The organism is Micromonospora sp. NPDC006431 (assembly GCF_042870725.1).
Classification (GTDB): Bacteria; Actinomycetota; Actinomycetes; order Mycobacteriales; family Micromonosporaceae; genus Micromonospora.
The window spans coordinates 45,349-63,175 of sequence record NZ_JBIAHQ010000016.1; the positions used below are offsets into that span (position 1 = coordinate 45,349).

Here is a 17,827-nt window from a genome sequence, read left to right on the forward strand (position 1 = left end):
AAGCGTCTGGCGGCTGCACTACGCGTAATCCGGCGCCGTGCGGCGAGACCAGCTGTCGCATCGCGAGCCATTCCGGCGCCCGCGCCGTGATGGTCCGGTTGCGGCGGGCGTCCGCCGGGAGAGGGGTTCGCCGCGGTCGAAGCGGCGCCCGCCCGACGCGGGCTGTCGTCGTCACCCGGGTCCGGTCAACCACGTCAGTTGTCGGACGAAACCGAGTGCTCGGCGTCGGCGTCCACCTCGACCGGAGGCCGCCGGCCGGCGGCGCGCCGGCGTCCCCCACCAGCCAGGTCACCGAGCTGCCGCCGGAGCCCAGAGAGGTGGCGCTGTCGGTGCGGGTGCCGGCGGCGACTGAACGGGAGACGGCGGCGGGTCGAGCCGCGGCGGGCTCGGTGGGTGTGAGATGCGGCGACGACGGCACGCTGCTCGACACCGGCATCTCGCCGAGCGTGTTTAACGCCGGTGGCGACCACAGGTTACGGCCTGTAGCGAGGTCGGCGCGTTTGAGCAACTTTGAAGAAGCCCAGCCAACGTGGCGCGGGGCCTCGCCCGGACCCCGTCAGACCCCGCCACACGTCGACCGAGACCGCGGGTCGACGCCGAATTCGATCGCATGGCCTAGCGGTTCGCCCTTTCGGCGCCCGGCAGGGCGCGTCCGGACGCGACTATGATCGGCTGCCATGACCGCAGCGGGAAACGACCAACCACCGACCGTCCGCCAGTTGCGCCTCGTCGTCGAGGCCGACGACTACGACGCCGCGGTCGCGTTCTTCCGGGACGCCCTGGGCCTGCCCGAGCAGGCGGCGTACTCGGGCGGTGACGGTGCCCGGGTGGTGATCCTGGAAGCCGGCCGGGCCACCCTGGAGCTGGCCAACCCCGCGCAGAAGCGGATGATCGACGAGGTGGAGGTCGGCAGGCAGGTCGCGCCCCGGCTACGGGTGGCGTTCGAAGTGGACGACAGCCGCGTGGTGACCGAACGCCTGGTCGCCGCCGGCGCCACGGAGGTCGCCCCGCCGACGGTCACCCCGTGGCAGTCGCTCAACGCCCGCCTCGACGGACCCGCCGGCCTGCACCTCACCGTCTTCCAGGAACTGCTCGACCCCGAGGAACGCAGCACCCGGGACGGGTTCGGCACCGACGCCTGACGGCCGAAATCCGCCTGCGGTCGGCGTTTCCAGTCGCCATAATCGCGGCCGTGCCCGATCCCGCCACCACACCCGTGCTCACCCCGGCGCAGACCGCCGCCCTGCGGTACGTCCGCGAGGTGGCGCTGCGGGACCGACCTGCGGCGCTGGGCGCCATCGCCGGACAACTCGCCAGCGCGGACACCACGTACCGGACCGAGGAGGTCGTCGCGGCGGTGGCCGCACACGGGCGGTTGACGCTGAACTTCCACCCGGACCGGCTGCTGCCCGGCGGCCGCGCGGTGGCCGAGGCGCTCGACCAGGAGGGCGTCTACCGCAGCCAGTTCGAATCCGGCATCTCCAACGGCGGTCTCACCGCGTTCCCCGGCGGGGACCGGGACCGCTGGGAGGAGACGCTCTTCGGCGGGGCGTACCAGCGGCCCGGTGTGCTCCCCGCGGAACGCCCGAAGTACGGCGGCCTGAACCTGCTGGACCACGCCGACGGCGCCTGCCCCCGGTTCGGCTCCTGCCACCTGCGGCTGCGCCCGGAGGCCCTGGCCAGAGCCACCTTCAGCTTCGGTGACAGCCACACGCAGCCGACGGACTTCGGCACGCTCGACATCTTCGAGCCGGTGCTCGCCGCGCTGCTGTCCGCCACTGCCGGTACCGGCGTCTGCCTCGGCGTGGCCGGCATGGACACCAGCACCCTGCTGCGTGCGCTGCTGCGCCGGCGGGAGCGGCGGTCCAGCGTGGCCGGGCGTGCCCTGGACGACTACATCGAGGCCCAGATCCACGGGGAGTTGAGCCTGGCCCGCGACGTCGAGGCCCTGGTGGTCGACCCGTCGTTCCGGGGCACCGAGGTGGGGCGCATCCTCGCCGGCATCGCCCGGCGGCACGGCTTTCCACTGCGCTGGCACGCCGGCTTCGAGCTGCCGGTCGACGGCATCGACGCCGAATTCCGGGGTCCGGCGATCCCGCCGCTGGCCGCGCGGGTGCACGCCGAGTTCGCCCGCCCGGGGGAGCCTGTCGACGCCGCTCTGATCGGCCGGGCCGCCGCCTCGGTGGTGCGGGAACCGGACCGTTGGGCCGACCGGGGGCCGATCGAGGTCACCCTCCAGCACCTCAAGCAGCTCTGGCACGTCCTCGTCCGGTTCGGTACCCCGACGACCGCCTGAACGCTGTCGGCCCCTGGGGGTCTTCGTCCCATTCCGGTATGACTCGGTCGGCCCGTCCCGCACCCCATGTGACCTGGACCGCAGCCAGGGACCACTCCGGCATGTCCGGAATGACGGACACGTCAAGCTGGTTGTGTCCCCCGTACGGCCGGAACGTAAACCCGTACCGGGCAGTACTTCCCCCGAGGCTCGCTCACCCCGGAGCGCGTCGTAACGATCGAAAGGGCAACCATCGTGAAGCAGCACTTCACTCGATGGCTCCCCGCCATCGCCAAAACCGCGCAAGGTAAGGCCGAACTCGTCGCCCGCCGGCTCCCCGGCCTCGCGAAGACCGCGCAGGCCGAGCTCGTCGCCCGCCGGCTGCCCGCCCTCGCGAAGACCGCGCAGGACAAGGCCGAGCTCGTCGCCCGATCGCTTCCCGACATCGCCAAGAACCCGCACCGCAAGGCCGCGCTGAGCATCGCCGGCGTGGCCGCCCTGGGCGGGCTGGCCATCGGCCCCAGCGCCTTCGCCGCGCCGGTCACCACCGGCCCGCACGCCGGCGCCGTCGCCGCCATCGACCTGGCCACCGGCAACAAGACCGCCACGGTCGAGTCCGGTCTCACCACCGGCAGCGACAAGGTTCCCACCAAGGCCGACCGGCCCAGCCGGGACGAACTCATCCCGCACGGCGTCGAGGGCGCCCAGTCGCGCATCCCGCTCAACGACGAGCAGGTCTCCAACGCCAAGGCCATCGTCAAGGCGGCCAAGGACACCGGCGTGGGGGAGCGGGGCGCCGTGATCGGCGTCGCAACCTCCCTCCAGGAGTCGAAGCTGTACAACCTCGGCCACCTGGGCACGTACAACGACCACGACTCGGAGGGGCTGTTCCAGCAGCGCCCGTCGTCCGGTTGGGGTACGCCCGAACAGATCACCGACCCGGACTACGCGTCCAAGGCGTTCTTCGGTGCGCTGAAGAACGTCGGCGACTGGCAGGACCTGCCGCTGACCGCCGCGGCGCAGACCGTGCAGGTGTCCGCCTTCCCGTACGCGTACGCGCAGTGGGAAGAGCAGGCGGCGGACATCGTCCAGCAGGTCTGGTGACCTCCCGCACCTCGTGAACCGGCCGGCCCTTCTGGGTCGGCCGGTTTCGTCTGCGCTGTCCCTGGTTGCGGTTGGGGTGCGGCCCGCCGTGCCCGGCTCCGGGCGGTCAGGCTTGATCCCTGCGCCGGTCACGGCGGGCCACACCTCGCGTCGTGGTCCGGCGCCGTTCGGATGTGCGGCCTGCGTGGTTCGCGTCCGGTGTACGTCGTGGCATTTGCCGTCCGGATTGTGTGGGCTGCGCAGTTCGTGCCTCTGCTGCGGGCTGGCTCCCCTTGGTTGGTTGGCTGGCCTGTCCTCGGTTCGCCGCGTGTGCTCAGGGGCGCATTTTCGCCGAAGGTGGGCCCTCGCGGCGTTCTCAGGGGCCACTTTCCCCGAACGTGTCGCCTCGTTTGTTGCGCCGGGGCGGTGATCGACTCCGTGGGCGGCATGTGGTGGTGTCGCGGGTGCCGGATACCGCCTCGTGGGGTACCTGGAGTGGATCTACGGGGGCTGCCGGCCGTTCGCCGGGGTGTTGTGGCCGGCGATGTCCGATCTGCGGGTGGCGGCCGGCGTCGTGGGCCGGGAATGGTGGGCGGCCGGGGGTCGTTGAACACGGGTGCACGGCCGAGGAAGGCACCCGGCGAGCCGGGGTCGCCCGGGCCGGGTCGGAATGACGATGGGCCGCCGGTTGTTGCAGATGACTCGCGATCGAGGAAGCCGCCCTGTGTGGTGGGGTGGTCGGGCCCGGAATGTTGGCGGGCCGCCGGTCGTTGGATATGGTCCCGGCGCCGCGCAGAGGCGAACCCCCGCCCCGCGAGCTGCTGGTCGACAGACTTTCCCCCCCTTTTTTGAGCGCCTGACGGTGCTTGCGCACGCTGTCCGACCCCCGCCGGGCTGTGGTGCGCCAACCCCCGAATGGAGCTTTGATCATGAACTCGATGCTGCGTAAGAGCATTCTTGGTGTTGCTGGTCTGGCTTTCACCGGTGGTGTGTTCGCCGGCCCCATCGCCGCCCACGCCGCCGATGCCCCGGCCACCGCTGCCAAGCCCGTCGCGGCCGTGCAGGCCGACAAGCCGGACATGGGCAAGCTGGTCCCGCATGGTGTGCAGGGCACCCAGTCGAAGATCACCCTGAACGACGAGCAGACCGCCAACGCGAAGGCGATCATCGCCGCCACGAAGAAGGCCGGGCTGCCGGAGCGGGCCGCGGTGATCTCGATCGCCACGAGCCTGCAGGAGTCGAAGCTGGAGAACCTGGGCCACCTCGGCGACGCCAATGACCATGACTCGCTGGGCCTGTTCCAGCAGCGCCCCTCCAGTGGTTGGGGTACGCCGGAGCAGATCACGGACCCGGAGTACGCGACCCTGGCGTTCGAGAAGGGTCTGAAGCAGATCGACGGTTGGCAGGACATGCCGCTGACCAAGGCCGCCCAGACGGTGCAGGTGTCGGCCTACCCGGATGCCTACGCCCAGTGGGAGCAGCAGGCCGCTGACCTGGTCGCCCAGCACTGGAACAGCTGACCCAAACAGCCGACCCAAACAGCTGAGCACCACAGCTGACAACCGAACAAGCACACAACGCCGCTGGCCGGCACCCCAAGACGGGTGCCGGCCAGCATTGTCTCTGCATGCTCTTGTCTCCAGATCTTGGACAGTTGCCGTCAGCAGCAGAACAGAGCACTGCCCAAGATCAGCAGGCCACTGCGGTGCGTACCAGAGGAAGACCGCGACGCACGGGCGGGCAGGGCGCACGACGGGGCTGGGGCGAGGGTGACCGGCGCAGGGATCAAGCCTGACCGGCACCGCGACGGTCGGCTTTCGGGCCACCTGCAGCGGCGCCAACACCGCGCCGGCCGACTTCGCGCTGAACGGCATGTCCTGCACGACCGGCTGAGCGCTGCTCTACAGTGACCCGACCGGTTGCATTTCGCAATCGGTTGGGTCTCGCGGCGGAGGTGCGCGATGGGCAAGCTGATCTACTCGATGATCACGTCGGTGGACGGGTACGTGAGCGACCGCGACGGCAACTTCGGCTGGGGCGCGCCCGAGGCGGAGTCGCACGAGTTCATCAACTCGATCTCCCAGGGCGTCGGGACCTACCTGTACGGGCGGCGGATGTACGAGACGATGGTCTACTGGGAGACCGCGCACACGCTGCCGGACCAGCCGCCGTACATCCTCGAGTACGCGCGGGTGTGGCAGGCCGCCGACAAGGTCGTCTACTCCACCACGCTGGACGGTGTCACCAGTGGACGGACGCGGCTGGAGCGTACGTTCGACCCGGAGGCGGTGCGCCGGCTCAAGGCGGAGTCCGACCGCGACCTGACCGTGGACGGCCCCACTCTGGCGGCGCACGCGATCCGGGCCGGGCTGGTCGACGAGTACCAGCTGATCGTCGGCCCGGCGGTGGCCGGCGGCGGGCACCGCTTCTTCCCCGGCGACGTGCCGGCCGACCTCGACCTGCTCGACCACCGCGTCTTCAAGAACGGCGTGGTTTACCTGCGCTACGGCATTCAGGACAATGCCTGACATGACACCCCGGGCGTACGCGCTGACCGCGGCCGCCTTCGCCCTGCTGGCAGCAGCCATCCGCCCCGCGCCGACGCGCCGGTGGCCCGCCGCACGGTGACCCAGCGCCCGGCGTTCCGGCGCGCGGCGACCCCGCCCACGACATCCGGCCGCGACGCGACAACCAGGCGCGGGGACTCGGCCCTCCCGCCGCCCCGGCTGCTCGGCTAAGCCCGACCCGAACGCGGCTTCGCCATCAACTCCAAGATCAGAAGCCCGGACTGGCAAACCGATTACCAGGCCAACGTTTCATGCTGAGCCACTAGGCTGACACCGGTTGCAAGATGCAACCAGATACTTAGGCGGAGAGATGGCCAAGCTGATCAACACGGACATCGTGTCCCTCGACGGGTTCGTGAACGACGAGAACGCCAAGTTCGGCTGGAGCGAGCCGGTCGAAGAGGTGCACCGCTTCCTCAACGACCTGGACCGGGGCATCGGCACCCACCTGTACGGCCGCCGGCTCTACGACGTGATGTCCTACTGGGAGACGGCGCACGAGGAGCCCGGCCACCCCGACTTCATCCTCGACTACAGCGAGATCTGGCGCTCCGCCGACAAGATCGTTTATTCGTCCACGCTGGAGGAGCCGCGCAGCGCCCGCACCCGCATCGAGCGCAGGTTCGACCCGGAGGCGGTCCGCGCGCTCAAGGAGTCAGCCTCGCGCGACCTCGCGATCGGCGGTGCCAACCTGGCCGCCCAGGCCCACCGGGCCGGCCTGGTCGACGAGATCTGCCTGGTCATCTGCCCGGTGCTCATCGGCGGTGGCACGCGCGCCCTCCCCGACGGCGTCCGCCGCAACCTGACCCTGCTCGACCAGCACACCTTCTCGAAGGGCACGATCTTCGCGCGTTACCGCGTGGACGGCTGACCCAGCATCCGCGCGCAGGCTGCCGCCGGGCAAGGCCCCGCGATCCGCCAGCTCGAACAGCGCCGCGAGCAGCTGCAGGCCCGTAGGCTCTCGACGTACTCGTTGCCGGTGGCCGGGCGCGTCACCGGCGCTCGCGCTGCAGCCGTAGCTGGGTGAACCCGCGGTTGGCCACGGTGGTGAGCAGCACGGCGGAACTGGCGTGCGTGCGTCCGGTGGAAAGGTCCCGCCAGACCCGTTCGAGGCGTTCCCCCTCACGCACGGCTGTGCTGCCGGCCGTCGGCTGGATGATCTCGTCGACGGCCCGCCAGGCTAGCTGAGTGGCCTCTCGACAGGTCATCGCGATCCGCAGGTCCTCCTCGGGGGTGAACGCTCCGAGCGGTTGCTCGGACAGCTCGTGCCAGCGCCGCGCCGCGGCAAGCACGAGCGTCTCGGCGGCGTCGATCATGCCGCTGGCCTGCCCGTACCAGAGCTGAAAGTCGGGGTCCTCCACTCTGGGCGGGAACGGCGGGAGCATCGTGGTGCGGGAGAACATCAACTCCGTGTACGCGTCAAGCGCGCCCTGGCACATGCCGACCGCGATGTGCGCGCCCTCCAGGGCCATCGAGCTGGCCGGCGCACCGCCGTACTGCGGGTGCTCGTGCAGGTCCCGCCCTGGGGTGCCGCCGGTCACCGAGATCTCGGTGAAGTCCACCTCCAGGCCGAAGTGGCTGGGGATGTGCCCGTCGGAGATCCGGATGCTGTGCGACCCGCTGCCCTTGAGACCCAGCTGCCAGCCCCAGTCGTCGAGCATCTCCCACTGATCACGGGGCACGATGAACAACAGCGGGCGTGGCGGTTTCCCGTCACCCTCGGCGAGCATCGTGTTGCCGATCAGGTGGGTCGCGTACGGCGCGCCGGAGCAGTACTTCCAGACGCCGTCCAGGATCCAGCCGCCATCCGCGGCGCGCCTGGCTGTCCCGTGCGGGGCGTTGACGAGCGGCGCGATGAAGTCGCCGCCCCTGAAGATCTCGGCCTGCGCCTTCTCCCCGAACATGCTGCCGGCGAACAGCGAGTGCGCCGCGCCCAGGCAGTACATCCAACCGGTCGACGGGCAGGCCCGGGTCAGGATCATCACGATCTGCAGGAAGGTGTCGAAGCCGAACTCGTAGCCGCCGTAGCGCTTGGGCACCGTGATGCGGTAGAAGCCGGCGTCTCGGAACGCCCGATGGGTGTCCTCGGCGTAGTAGGTTCGCTCCTCCGTCTCACGCTGGCGGGCCACCAGGGCGGGCGCCATGGCCCTGGCCCGCTCGATCAGCACGGCCGGGGTGACGTCGGGCTCGGATGGCAGGGCCATGCCCTGCACGTCGTTCGCGGTGACGGTCATGGTGTCAACCTCTCAGATCGTCGAATCCGGGTCGGCCACCATCTCGCCGATCACGCTGAGATACCCGGCCACCTGCTGTTCGATCTCGGCGCGATCGAACAGGTGGCGGCTGAAGCTGAGCCCGCCAACCACTTCGGTGTTGCTCAGGTGCATCGACCAGATCATGCCGTCCGGGGTCTCGGAGCCGACTGGCTGCGGGATGACCCGCCGCCAGATCGCCGTGTACTCGAGGTCGCCGATCCGCTTGCCCTGCATCAGGTAGGGCGGCTGGACGGCCTGGAACAGGCACGGCACCGCGTCGGGGCCGACCGATGCCATCAGCTCGGGCGCCTCGGCGAGCACGTGCAGCAGCGGCAGCTCATGCTTGAAGGCGCCGACGCAGGCCGTCCTGGTGCGGGCGACGGCATCGCGGAAGGTCCGGCAGTCGCGCAGATCCACCCGGAGCGGGAGGAAGTTGAAGAACGACCCGACCGTGGACTGGAAGCGGTGCTGGCGGCCCGGCGCGAACGTGGGCACCACGATGTCGGTCGCCTGGGTGCGCCGGTTCACAAAGACGGCGAACGCGGCGAGCAGCACCATGAACGGGGAGCTGCGCGTCTCCCTGGCCAGCCGAGACACTTCCGTGCTCAGGTGTGCGTCGGTGGCGAAGCGGTGATAGCTCGTCGCCGGGGCCACCTGCTCGTCGCGGCGCGTCGGCGCGACCAGGATCCGGGCGTCGCGCAGCGTTTCACGCCAGTAGGCGCGTGAGGCAGCCACCGTCGGCCCAGCGGCCTCCTCCTGTTGTGCGGCGATGTAGTCGCGGTACTGGGTCACCTCGGGCAGCTGGGGCTCGTCCCCGGCGGCGCGAGCCGCGTAGCACTCCGCCAAGTCCCGCAGGATTACCTGGAGCGACCAGACGTCCGCCGCGCTGTGGTGGGTGCAGAGCACCAGCACGGAGTCCCGCTCGTCGAAGCGGCCGAGCACGGCCCGCAGCAGCGGGACCTCGTCGATCGGGAACGGCCGGGTCTCCGCCTCGATCATGAGCTGCTCAGCGCGCCGGTCCCGGTCCGCGCCCGGCGACCCGTCCAGTTCGATCAGCTGCAGCTCGGGTTGCCGGGCGGGCAGCACGCTCTGCGTGCCGCCGCCGTTCTCAAGGTGCAACACGGTACGCAACGCCTCGTGCCGCTCGACCACGTCCGCCAGCGCCAGCCGCAGAACCTGCACGTCGACGCGGCCGTGGAGCCGCCACCCGCCGACCTCCACGTAGTGCGGCCCGAACGGCCCGGCTTCGAAGCCCTCGGCGAACAGGCAGAGGAACTGCTGCTGCAGTGAGAGCGCCGTAGGTGCCTGCTGGACTTCCGGAAAGGTTGTCATGTGGGATCTCTCCTCAGTGGAGGCTGGCGCCGGCGTTGTGGAGGGCATCGATCAGCGCGCCGCCTTCTAGCTCGTCGGCGACCAGCTGGAGTTCGTCTGCCAGGTAGCGGTCGTCCTCGAGGGTTGGCACGAGCGACCGGATGGTGTCTGGAAGGCCGAGCGTCTCGCCGTCGAGATCGACGTTGACATCGGTTCCGACCGTGGTCATTTGCGCTCCCTAGTGGTGTAGCGAACTGGTCACTGCCCTGCTACGTGGCCGCGCCTCGATTGTCATCACCGCCGGGAGGGCCGCCGCATCTTCGTGGTTGCCGCAGCCTGCCCACCGGTCGAGAGGTGAGCCAGGTGGACCCATGACGCGCGCCACGGCGGCGCCCCGCAAAGATGGAGAGCCAGCACGCCGTTGCGGAGGACGGCGTCCGCGCGGGAGGGCCGCCGGGCTGCGCAATCTTCCCTCCAGATCCTGGAGGGAAGATTGCGGCTGGGTCCTGGCCCCGAACATCGCCGTCGGCCCGCAGGCCTGGTGTCGGCTGCTGGGCCTTATACGACCAGGACGGCCTGTCAGGCGCCGAGCCGGATACGCTCCGCTTCCGCCTGTGGCATCTTCTGCGGACCTTGGCCGTCGTTGGCGGTGGCCGATTCCACATGTTGCGCGTACTCGTCAAGCAGCTGCTGAGCCTGGGCGTTAGCCCGGCTGAATCGCGCGGCCAGATCCTCGCCGTCGACCAGCACGTCGTGCATGGCCTGCATGCCCGCGCTTTGGATGGGCAGGAAATTGCCAAACACCGCGCCACGGGTGGCGGGGGAGTCGGGGCTTATGCGGAGCTGGTCGATGGCGGGCCGGTAGTGCGGATTCTGGTCGAACCAGCCCTCGCTGGCGAGCAGGTCGATCGACGCCTCGGTAGTAGGGACAAAGGTCCGCCCATGGTCGTAGATGCTGGTGGCGTTGCGGGGGTTGTTCAGGAACTGCATGAGGGCCAGCGCGCCGTCGCGGGTCGGTTCGTCCAGCCCGTCGCGCAGCCACAGCGACTCACCGGCAATGAGGTTCCCCGCGTACCCGGCCCGCTCGTTGTAGGGCATCCGGCTGACCTGCACGCGGAACCCGGCCTTGCGGGCCGCCCGGACGATAGGCCCGGTCTCGACCGATGAGCTGACCAGCATCGCCGCGTCTCCGTTGGCGAACGCTTCCATGCAACCCCACCAGTCCGACTGCTTGCCCGTGTAGAGGTAGTGGCCTGCCCGGTGCAGGTCCCTCCACCAGGTCACGTAGGCCAGCATCTCGGGCGACATGAAGTCGACCTTCTCGCTCCGGCCCGACCTGCCGTTCTCGTGGTCGGCGAGCAGCCCCCCCTGCTGGGCCACGGACTGCTGGAAGAGCCAGCCGAAATTGGGCCAGGTGATCCCGGCGCGGCGCGCGCCGTCCCGTCCGGCCAGGGCGGCGCACGCGGCCTCCACCTCCGCCCAGGTGCTCGGTGGTTCGGCGATCCCGGCGGCGCGCAGCGCGTCGATGTTGGAGTAGAGCAGGACGGTGGAGGTGTTGCGCGGCATCGAGCTCAGGTCGCCGTCGAACGTGTAGTACGCCCGCATGTTGGCCACGATGTCGTCCAGGACCACGGGCTCACCGAGGATCTCCTCCCGCCCGCCCACTGCCTTGGTCACCGAGGTGAACAACGGCCGCCCGTCCGGGTCGCGTATGTCCTGGGCCTCCTGGAGGTACGTGTACTGGTACGCGGCAATGTGCGGCGCTGTTCCTGCACGCGCGGCCCGCGCCACCTCTCGGGGGAAGGCACCCACGTTGACGGCTTCGACGACAGCCCGGTACTGCGGGTGCCTGCGGTTGAACTCCGCTGCCTGTTTCCGGATCGGGTCGACGAGCTGTTGCCACATCGGCCAGCGATTGAGCCAGACGTTGATTGTGATCTTTTCGGCTGGTTCATGCATGAGTCTCGCCATCTCAGGTCGGTACCGGGAGCTTCATCGGAATTTCATGCTCCGCGCCGCCGTCGGCGGTCGCATCTCCACGCTTGCTTCGGGCCGCAGGCGCGTGAAGAGGACTTGCCCGGCACAGCGGGCCAGACTCTCAGGCCTGGAGGCCGGACGAGACGGGCAAGGTCGACCACCGCCTGCTGGCCGAACTGGGCCAGCAACCGGCGCACCCGGCCGACGGCCGAGATAGCAGCTCAGAAGATGTGTCGCAGTGACCCCGGCTGCCAGAGTCATACCCGACGCCGTCCTGACTCGAGGAGGGTCAATGGAAACAGTCACCATGCTGCCGCGAACCGAACTGCTGAGGCGCGCGGTCGAGCTCGTCCCCGTGCTGAGGGCCAATGCGCAGGCGTCGGAGCGGCGCAGGCGGCTCAGCGATGAGATGCTCGAAGCGCTGGGCGGCTCCGGTCTGCTGCGCATGCGAGTGCCGCGGCGCTACGGGGGCTACGAGTCGGACATGCGTACCGTCGCCGAGGTGGTGGCCGAGCTAGCGCGCGGCGACGGTTCCACCGGCTGGACCGCCGCGGTCTGGCTGATCAGCAGCTGGATGGTCGGCCTGTTCCCGGACGCCGTGCGCGAGGAGGTGTTCGCCGATCCGGACGTGCGGATCGCCGGGATCCTCAGCCCGAGCGCCGTGGCCGTGCCGGTCGACGGTGGCTACCAGGTCAACGGCAAGTGGTCGTTCAACACCGGCGCCCAGCACAGCGACTGGAACGTCAACGCCGCGGTCCGGCCCACCCCGGACGGGCAGTACGAGCCGATCATGGTGCTGATCCCGATGAGTGACCTGCAGGTGATCGACGACTGGCACACCGTCGGGATGCGCGGCTCCGGCAGTGTCACGACGGTGGCCGAGAACGTCTTCGTGCCCGCCGAACGAGTGGTGTCGATGGGCCCGGTCATCGTCGGTGCGCACCCGCTGCAGCAGGACCCGTCCGCGCTGATGTGGCGGGCACCGTTCATGCCGATCGCCTGCACCACCGTCGGAGCGGTCGCGTACGGTCTGGCGGTCGCTGCCAGGGACGCGTTCCTGGAGCGGCTGCCCGGCCGCAAGATCACCTACACCGACTACGCGGAGCAGAGCGCGGCGCCGTTGACCCACCTGCAGGTGGCCGGCGCGACGGTACGGGTGGATGAGGCCGGATTCCACATCTTCCGTGCGGCCGACATGATCGACGCGAAGGCGGCCGCCGGCGACGCGTGGACGCTCGAGGAGCGTGCCCGGGCCCGGCTGGACCTCGGCGCCGTCTGCCTGCGGGCCAAGGAGACCGCCGACGTGCTGGCCGACGCCAGCGGCGGCTCCTCGCTGCACACCGACGTGCCGATCCAGCGCATCGAACGCGACATCAAGGCGCTGAACCTGCACGCGATCATGCACCCCGACACCAACTTCGAGCTCTACGGACGGCTGGCCTGTGGCCTGCCGCCGAACACCCAGTACCTCTGACCTCGCCTGGAGGAGACATGAGCACCCAGCAGCAGTCGGCTCTCAGCACGGCAGAAATCACCCAGCGTGTCACGGCGATCTGGACCGAGGTCCTGGGCCCCGGCTCCGATCGGCCCGGCGCCACGTTCTTCGAGCTCAACGGGCAGTCCATCGCCGCCGTGCAGATTGCTGCGGCGATCGAGGAACAACTAGGCGTCACCCTCGACATCGGCGATCTTTTCGAGGACCCGGACCTGGAGACCCTGACCCGCGTCGTCCTCGCCACGTCCAGCGACTCGGCCGGCTGACCGTGGGGACCGCGAAGGGGACCGCGATGCAAGAACTGACTCACGTGCGGCCGGATGCGGACCTCGACCACGTGGTGGCGATTCTCGAGCGCGACGGAGCGGTGATCGTTGAAGGATTCACCGACGCGGTGACGCTCGCCGGGCTCCGAGCGGACCTCGGACCCGGCCTCGAGGCGTCTGGTTACAGCGAGAGCGGTTACGACGGGCAAAAGACCAAGCGGCTGTCCAGCCTGTTCCGGCGGACGACGCACATGACGCCGGTCGTGACCCAGCCCCTGTTCCTCGGTTCGGCGCGGCGGCTGCTGCAACAGCCAAGGCACATTTGGATCGGCAAGGTCCGGATGGAGGTGACGCCGAGTATCCAGATCAGCTTCACCCAGGCGATAAGAATCGATCCGGGCCAGGGCCGGCAGCCGTTGCACCGCGACGACGCGATGCATCTGTGGCGGCATCCGGGACCACCGTGCCGGCTGCAGCTGATGCTGGCCATGACCGACTTCACCAGCGCCAACGGCGCGACCTTGGTCATCCCCCGCAGTCACCACTGGGACGACGAGCGGGCGCCCACGTACGCCGAGGCGGTCCCGGCCGTCATGCCCGCCGGTTCCGCGCTGCTCTGGCAGGGCGGTGTCTACCACGGCGGCGGAGCCAACACCACGGACTCGCCGCGGCAGAGCCTCTCCGTCGCGCTCGACCTGGGCAACCTGCGGCAGGAGGAGAACCAGTACCTCGCCGTTCCCCGAGAGACCGTGCTGACCCTGCCGGAGGAGGTGCAGCGGCTGCTCGGCTGGGACCGCTGCCCGCCCGGCCTTGGCCAAGTCGAGACCCAGGACCCGCACCTGCTGCTGGAGCGGACACTGCAGGAGCTCGCCATCAGGCCACGTGGTGCAAATCCGTTGATGTAGCGCGCCTGCCCGAGGTCCCACCCAACCTGGTCGGCCTCGGCAGCCCGCCGATCGTAGGCTGACCCGCGCCTTCGCCAAAAGCAGCCGGTGCGCTCTGCGATAGCAGGTGCACCGGCTGCGGCGTTTACGCTTGGCGGATTGCGCTGTTCGCCGAGTACGCGGCCCTCGGCCCCGCCCCGGGCCGCACCCGGCGGCTGCTCACCGGGGTCCTGCTACCCGCCGCCCCGGCCCGGAAGGCGGATCCGGCCGGAAAGCCGACGTCCGATCCCGGTCAGGAGGTTGTCCGGGGCCTCAGGTGACCTCCGGCGATGTCGACCACGGCGGCGATCAGCGCCAGCACGACGATCCCGGCGGCCAGCAGCAGCGAGTGCCGGAACGCGGTCGCCCAGTCGCCCCGGGTGCTGCCGAGCACCGAGAAGAACAGCGCGCCCACCCCCGCGATGCCGGCCGCCGAGCCGATCCGCTGGCCGGTCTGCAGCATGCCGGCCCCGCTGCCGGCCTGCGGCACCGGCACCTCGGACAGCGTCAGCGTCTGGTTCGGCGCGATGACCAGGCCGCTACCCAACCCGGCCAGCAGGAACGGCACCGCGGTCAGCAGCGGCACCGAGACGTGCGACGAGCCGCCCAACACCCAGACGACCGCACCGAGGCCGATCACCACCCCCAGCAGCCCGACGGCGACCAGCGGCCGGCCGTACCGGGTGACCACCCGGCCGCTCAGCGCCGACGCCGCCGCCGAGCCGAGCGCGAACGGGGTGATCGCCAGCCCTGCGGCGAGGGCCGAGTAGTTCAGCCCGATCTGCAGGTAGAGGGTGAAGATGAAGAAGATCGCGGTGAACCCGGCGAAATAGAGCAGACCGATCAGCGTCCCCAGGGTGTACGAGCGCAGTCCGAACAGCCGCAGGTCGAACAGGGGCGGCCGGTGGCGGGCGTACCGCCGCTCCCAGAGGCCGAAGGCGACGAGGAAGAGCAGCCCGGCCGGGATGAGCAGCCACTTCGCCGCGCCCTGCCACTGCTGCCGCTGCACCAGCGGGAGCAGCACCAGGGTCACCCCGACCCCGAGCAGCAGCACGCCGACCGGGTCGAGTCGGTGGCGGTTCTGCGCGCCGGTCGGGCGGGCCGGCATCAGCCGCCAGCCGAGAAACACGGCGAGAATGCCGACCGGGACGTTCACGAAGAACACCCACCGCCAGCCGTGCTGCTCGCCACCGAGCTGGATGAGCAGCCCACCGAGCAGCGGGCCGATGGCGGTGGAGATGCCGATGGTGGCGCCGAGCAGCCCGAACGCGCGGCCCCGTTCGGCGCCCCGGAACAGCTGCTGGATCAGGCCGCTCACCTGCGGGTTGACCACTCCGGCGGCGGCGCCCTGGACGAGCCGGGCGATGATCAGCCACTCGGGGGAGCGGGCCAGCCCGGCCAGCGCGCTGGTCACCGTGAACAGCGCCACGCCGACCACGAACCCGATTCGTCGGCCGCGCGCGTCACCGAAGCGCCCCGCCGACACCAGCACCAGGCCGAAGGTGAGCGCGTACCCGGACAGCACCCACTGCAGGTCGCTCGGCGTCGCCCGCAGGGCCCGGTCGATCGACGGTACGGCGACGTTGACGATGCTGACGTCCAGCAGCGTCATGAACGCGGCGACCAGGCCGACGCCGAGCGCCTGCCAGCGGCGGCGGTTGTCGTACCCGGTGTCCGCCGGTGGCGGCGACCGATCCGCGCTCATCGTGCCCCCCGATGACCGTCGATCACGCATTCCCGATCGCTACCCGGTCCCCGAAGGGGCAAACGACGCGTCACGCCATCTGACGCGCGCACCACCGCGGGCCGAAGTCCAGACCGGCCATGGGGGAGTCCTCGCGGTGCAGCAGACCCCGCTCGGTGAGCAGGTGCAGTGGCTCGCGCAGCTCCTCCTCGGTCATCCCGGTCTCCTCGGCGATCAGGTCAGGGTAGGGGACGTGACCCCGCACCTCCAGCGCGGTCACCGCCTGGTACACCCGCTCCTCGACCTCAGACAGCTGTACCCGCTGCATCGCTTCCCTCCTCGGTGACCCGCCCGAACCCGCGGGCGGTCTGCGCCCGGCGGTTACCCGGCCGGCGTCCGATGATGCCCACCCGTTCGGGCGGTCGCGTCGGGCGCGTGACCAGCGTGCGCGCCCGCTCGTGCCCTAGGCTGCAGCAGTGATCAACTGGGATCTCGTCGTCGTCGGCGGCGGCCCCGCCGGGCTCACCGCCGCCCGTGTCGCGGCCGGTGCCGGCGTCCGCACGCTGGTGGTCGAGCGCGCCACCCATCCCCGCTACAAGACCTGCGGCGGCGGGCTGATCGCCACCTCGCTGGCCGAGGTGGCCGCCCGGATCGAGGTGCCCGTCCACGACCGGGTCGACCGGGTCACGTTCACCCGGGACGGGCGACGCGCCTTCACCCGCCGGCACCCGTCGCCGCTGGTGAGCATGGTCCGCCGCGAGGAGTTCGACGATCGGCTGCGCGCCGCCGCGGTCGCCGCCGGGGCCGAGATCCGCGAGGGCGTCGCGGTCCGCGCCGTCGAGCAGGACCCCGACGAGGTACGCCTGCGGCTGACCGACGGCGAAACCGTGCGCGCTCGCACCGTGATCGGCGCCGACGGCTCCTCCGGCGTCACCGCCCGGCACGTCGGGGTGGCCTACCGTCAGGTCGACCTGGGGCTGGAACTGGAACTGCCGGTCCCGCCCGTCGAGCAGGACCGCTGGCGAGGCCGGCTGCTGATCGACTGGGGGCCGGTCCCCGGGTCGTACGCCTGGGTCTTCCCGAAGGGGGACCGGCTGACCGTCGGCGTCATCTCCGCCCGCGGCGAGGGCGAGCGGACCCGGGCCTACCTGCGCGACTTCGTGGCGCGGCTGGGCCTGTCCGGGGTGACCCCGGAGCAGGACTCCGGCCACCTGACCCGCTGCCGGGCGGCCGACTCGCCGCTGCGCCGCGGCCGGGTGCTGGTCGCCGGCGACGCGGCCGGCCTGCTGGAGCCGTGGAGCCGGGAGGGGATCAGCTTCGCCCTGCGGTCGGGCCGGCTGGCCGGGGAGGCGGTCGCCGGCGGCGACCCGGACGCCTACGAACGGGCGGTACGCCGGGAGCTGGTGCCCGCCATGAGGGCCGGACACCGGCTGCTGGAGATCTTCGAGCGCCGGCCCGACGTGTTCCACGCGATGCTGGCCACCCCGCCGGGCTGGCGGATGTTCGTCCGGTTCTGCCAGGGCCGGGCCAGCTTCGACCGGACCCTGGCCCGCCGTCCGGTCCGAGCCGGCCTCGCCCTGCTGGACCGACTCCCGCCGATGCGGCGGAACGGATCGACAGTCCGGCAGCCCTGAATGAGGGGCCGGTCAGGGCAGGGATGACCTCAGCGCGATCACCTCCCGCAGCTCGGCCCGGGTGCCCCAGAACGGCACCATGACGCCGGTCTCCATGGGCGGTGGCTCGTCGGCGACCGGCCGAACGGGCAACCCGCCCCCGGCGAGGCCGACCAGCATCAGCTGGCCGCCGGTGGCAACCACCTGCCGGGCGGTGGAGAGGGTGGGATCCGCCCCCACGAAGTCGAGCACCACGTCCGCGCCGTCCGGAGGCGCGCCGACCAGCGCCCGGATCCGGTCCACGCTGCCCGGCCCGGCCTGCACCACCTCGTGCGCGCGCCCAGCCGGGTCGCCAGGTCGAGCGCCGCCACGCTGGTG

The 17,827-nt window shown here is 70.8% G+C and carries 17 protein-coding genes; 10 read left to right on the forward strand and 7 right to left on the reverse strand.

Annotated elements, in window-relative coordinates; translation table 11 throughout:
* Positions 1–677 precede the first annotated feature (677 nt).
* The 6 genes from ACFYM6_RS24540 (at position 678) to ACFYM6_RS24565 (ending at position 6,796) form a co-directional block, all read left to right on the forward strand.
* On the forward strand, positions 678–1,142 hold the full coding sequence (locus tag ACFYM6_RS24540) for a VOC family protein (protein ID WP_387279056.1): 465 nt from the start codon (positions 678–680) through the stop codon (positions 1,140–1,142).
* A 50-nt stretch (positions 1,143–1,192) separates the two neighbouring features.
* Positions 1,193–2,296 carry a DUF3626 domain-containing protein gene (locus ACFYM6_RS24545; RefSeq protein WP_387279058.1) on the forward strand — a complete coding sequence of 368 codons (1,104 nt, stop codon included), beginning with the start codon at positions 1,193–1,195 and terminating at the stop codon, positions 2,294–2,296.
* Positions 2,297–2,530: 234 nt separating this feature from the next.
* Positions 2,531–3,379, forward strand: coding sequence for a hypothetical protein (locus ACFYM6_RS24550; protein ID WP_387279060.1), 849 nt, complete (start codon positions 2,531–2,533; stop codon positions 3,377–3,379).
* A 908-nt stretch (positions 3,380–4,287) separates the two neighbouring features.
* Positions 4,288–4,878: a hypothetical protein gene (locus ACFYM6_RS24555; protein WP_387279061.1), complete on the forward strand. Its 591-nt coding sequence runs from the start codon at positions 4,288–4,290 to the stop codon at positions 4,876–4,878.
* Between the two features lie 441 nt (positions 4,879–5,319).
* Entirely contained in the window at positions 5,320–5,886 is a 567-nt protein-coding gene (locus tag ACFYM6_RS24560) for a dihydrofolate reductase family protein (protein ID WP_387279062.1), read from the forward strand.
* 349 nt (positions 5,887–6,235) lie between these two features.
* Positions 6,236–6,796: a dihydrofolate reductase family protein gene (locus ACFYM6_RS24565; RefSeq protein WP_387279064.1), complete on the forward strand. Its 561-nt coding sequence runs from the start codon at positions 6,236–6,238 to the stop codon at positions 6,794–6,796.
* Between the two features lie 121 nt (positions 6,797–6,917).
* On the opposite strand, the gene ACFYM6_RS24570 is transcribed toward ACFYM6_RS24565, so the two are convergent.
* The 4 genes from ACFYM6_RS24570 to ACFYM6_RS24585 all read right to left on the reverse strand — a co-directional run bounded on the left by ACFYM6_RS24570 (position 6,918) and on the right by ACFYM6_RS24585 (position 11,450).
* Positions 6,918–8,159 (reverse strand): acyl-CoA dehydrogenase family protein, encoded by a 1,242-nt coding sequence (locus ACFYM6_RS24570; protein WP_387279066.1) that lies wholly within the window; start codon positions 8,157–8,159, stop codon positions 6,918–6,920.
* A gap of 12 nt (positions 8,160–8,171) precedes the next feature.
* Positions 8,172–9,512: a condensation domain-containing protein gene (locus ACFYM6_RS24575; RefSeq protein ID WP_387279068.1), complete on the reverse strand. Its 1,341-nt coding sequence runs from the start codon at positions 9,510–9,512 to the stop codon at positions 8,172–8,174.
* A gap of 13 nt (positions 9,513–9,525) precedes the next feature.
* Positions 9,526–9,720: a hypothetical protein gene (locus ACFYM6_RS24580; protein WP_387279070.1), complete on the reverse strand. Its 195-nt coding sequence runs from the start codon at positions 9,718–9,720 to the stop codon at positions 9,526–9,528.
* A 350-nt stretch (positions 9,721–10,070) separates the two neighbouring features.
* A complete protein-coding gene (locus ACFYM6_RS24585) occupies positions 10,071–11,450 on the reverse strand; it encodes an extracellular solute-binding protein (RefSeq protein WP_387279072.1) in 1,380 nt (459 codons plus the stop codon).
* Between the two features lie 310 nt (positions 11,451–11,760).
* Here ACFYM6_RS24585 and ACFYM6_RS24590 point away from each other — a divergent pair, with 310 nt between their 5' ends.
* The 3 genes from ACFYM6_RS24590 to ACFYM6_RS24600 are packed head-to-tail and all read left to right on the forward strand — an operon-like array spanning position 11,761 to position 14,134.
* Positions 11,761–12,942 carry an acyl-CoA dehydrogenase family protein gene (locus tag ACFYM6_RS24590; protein ID WP_387279074.1) on the forward strand — a complete coding sequence of 394 codons (1,182 nt, stop codon included), beginning with the start codon at positions 11,761–11,763 and terminating at the stop codon, positions 12,940–12,942.
* 17 nt (positions 12,943–12,959) lie between these two features.
* Positions 12,960–13,229, forward strand: coding sequence for a phosphopantetheine-binding protein (locus ACFYM6_RS24595; RefSeq protein ID WP_357447790.1), 270 nt, complete (start codon positions 12,960–12,962; stop codon positions 13,227–13,229).
* 2 nt (positions 13,230–13,231) lie between these two features.
* Positions 13,232–14,134 carry a phytanoyl-CoA dioxygenase family protein gene (locus tag ACFYM6_RS24600; protein WP_387279076.1) on the forward strand — a complete coding sequence of 301 codons (903 nt, stop codon included), beginning with the start codon at positions 13,232–13,234 and terminating at the stop codon, positions 14,132–14,134.
* Between the two features lie 271 nt (positions 14,135–14,405).
* On the opposite strand, the gene ACFYM6_RS24605 is transcribed toward ACFYM6_RS24600, so the two are convergent.
* Both ACFYM6_RS24605 and ACFYM6_RS24610 read right to left on the reverse strand, forming a co-directional pair.
* On the reverse strand, positions 14,406–15,857 hold the full coding sequence (locus ACFYM6_RS24605) for an MFS transporter (RefSeq protein WP_387279079.1): 1,452 nt from the start codon (positions 15,855–15,857) through the stop codon (positions 14,406–14,408).
* A gap of 70 nt (positions 15,858–15,927) precedes the next feature.
* Complete coding sequence (locus tag ACFYM6_RS24610) at positions 15,928–16,164, reverse strand: hypothetical protein (RefSeq protein WP_073839276.1); 237 nt, start codon at positions 16,162–16,164, stop codon at positions 15,928–15,930.
* A 148-nt stretch (positions 16,165–16,312) separates the two neighbouring features.
* Here ACFYM6_RS24610 and ACFYM6_RS24615 point away from each other — a divergent pair, with 148 nt between their 5' ends.
* On the forward strand, positions 16,313–17,470 hold the full coding sequence (locus tag ACFYM6_RS24615; RefSeq protein WP_387279081.1) for a geranylgeranyl reductase family protein: 1,158 nt from the start codon (positions 16,313–16,315) through the stop codon (positions 17,468–17,470).
* A gap of 12 nt (positions 17,471–17,482) precedes the next feature.
* Here the strand turns inward: ACFYM6_RS24615 and ACFYM6_RS24620 are convergent, their stop codons facing one another.
* The gene (locus ACFYM6_RS24620; protein ID WP_387279083.1) at positions 17,483–17,773 is read right to left on the reverse strand and encodes a zinc-binding dehydrogenase; all 291 of its coding nucleotides are present in this window, start codon (positions 17,771–17,773) and stop codon (positions 17,483–17,485) included.
* Positions 17,774–17,827 lie beyond the last annotated feature (54 nt).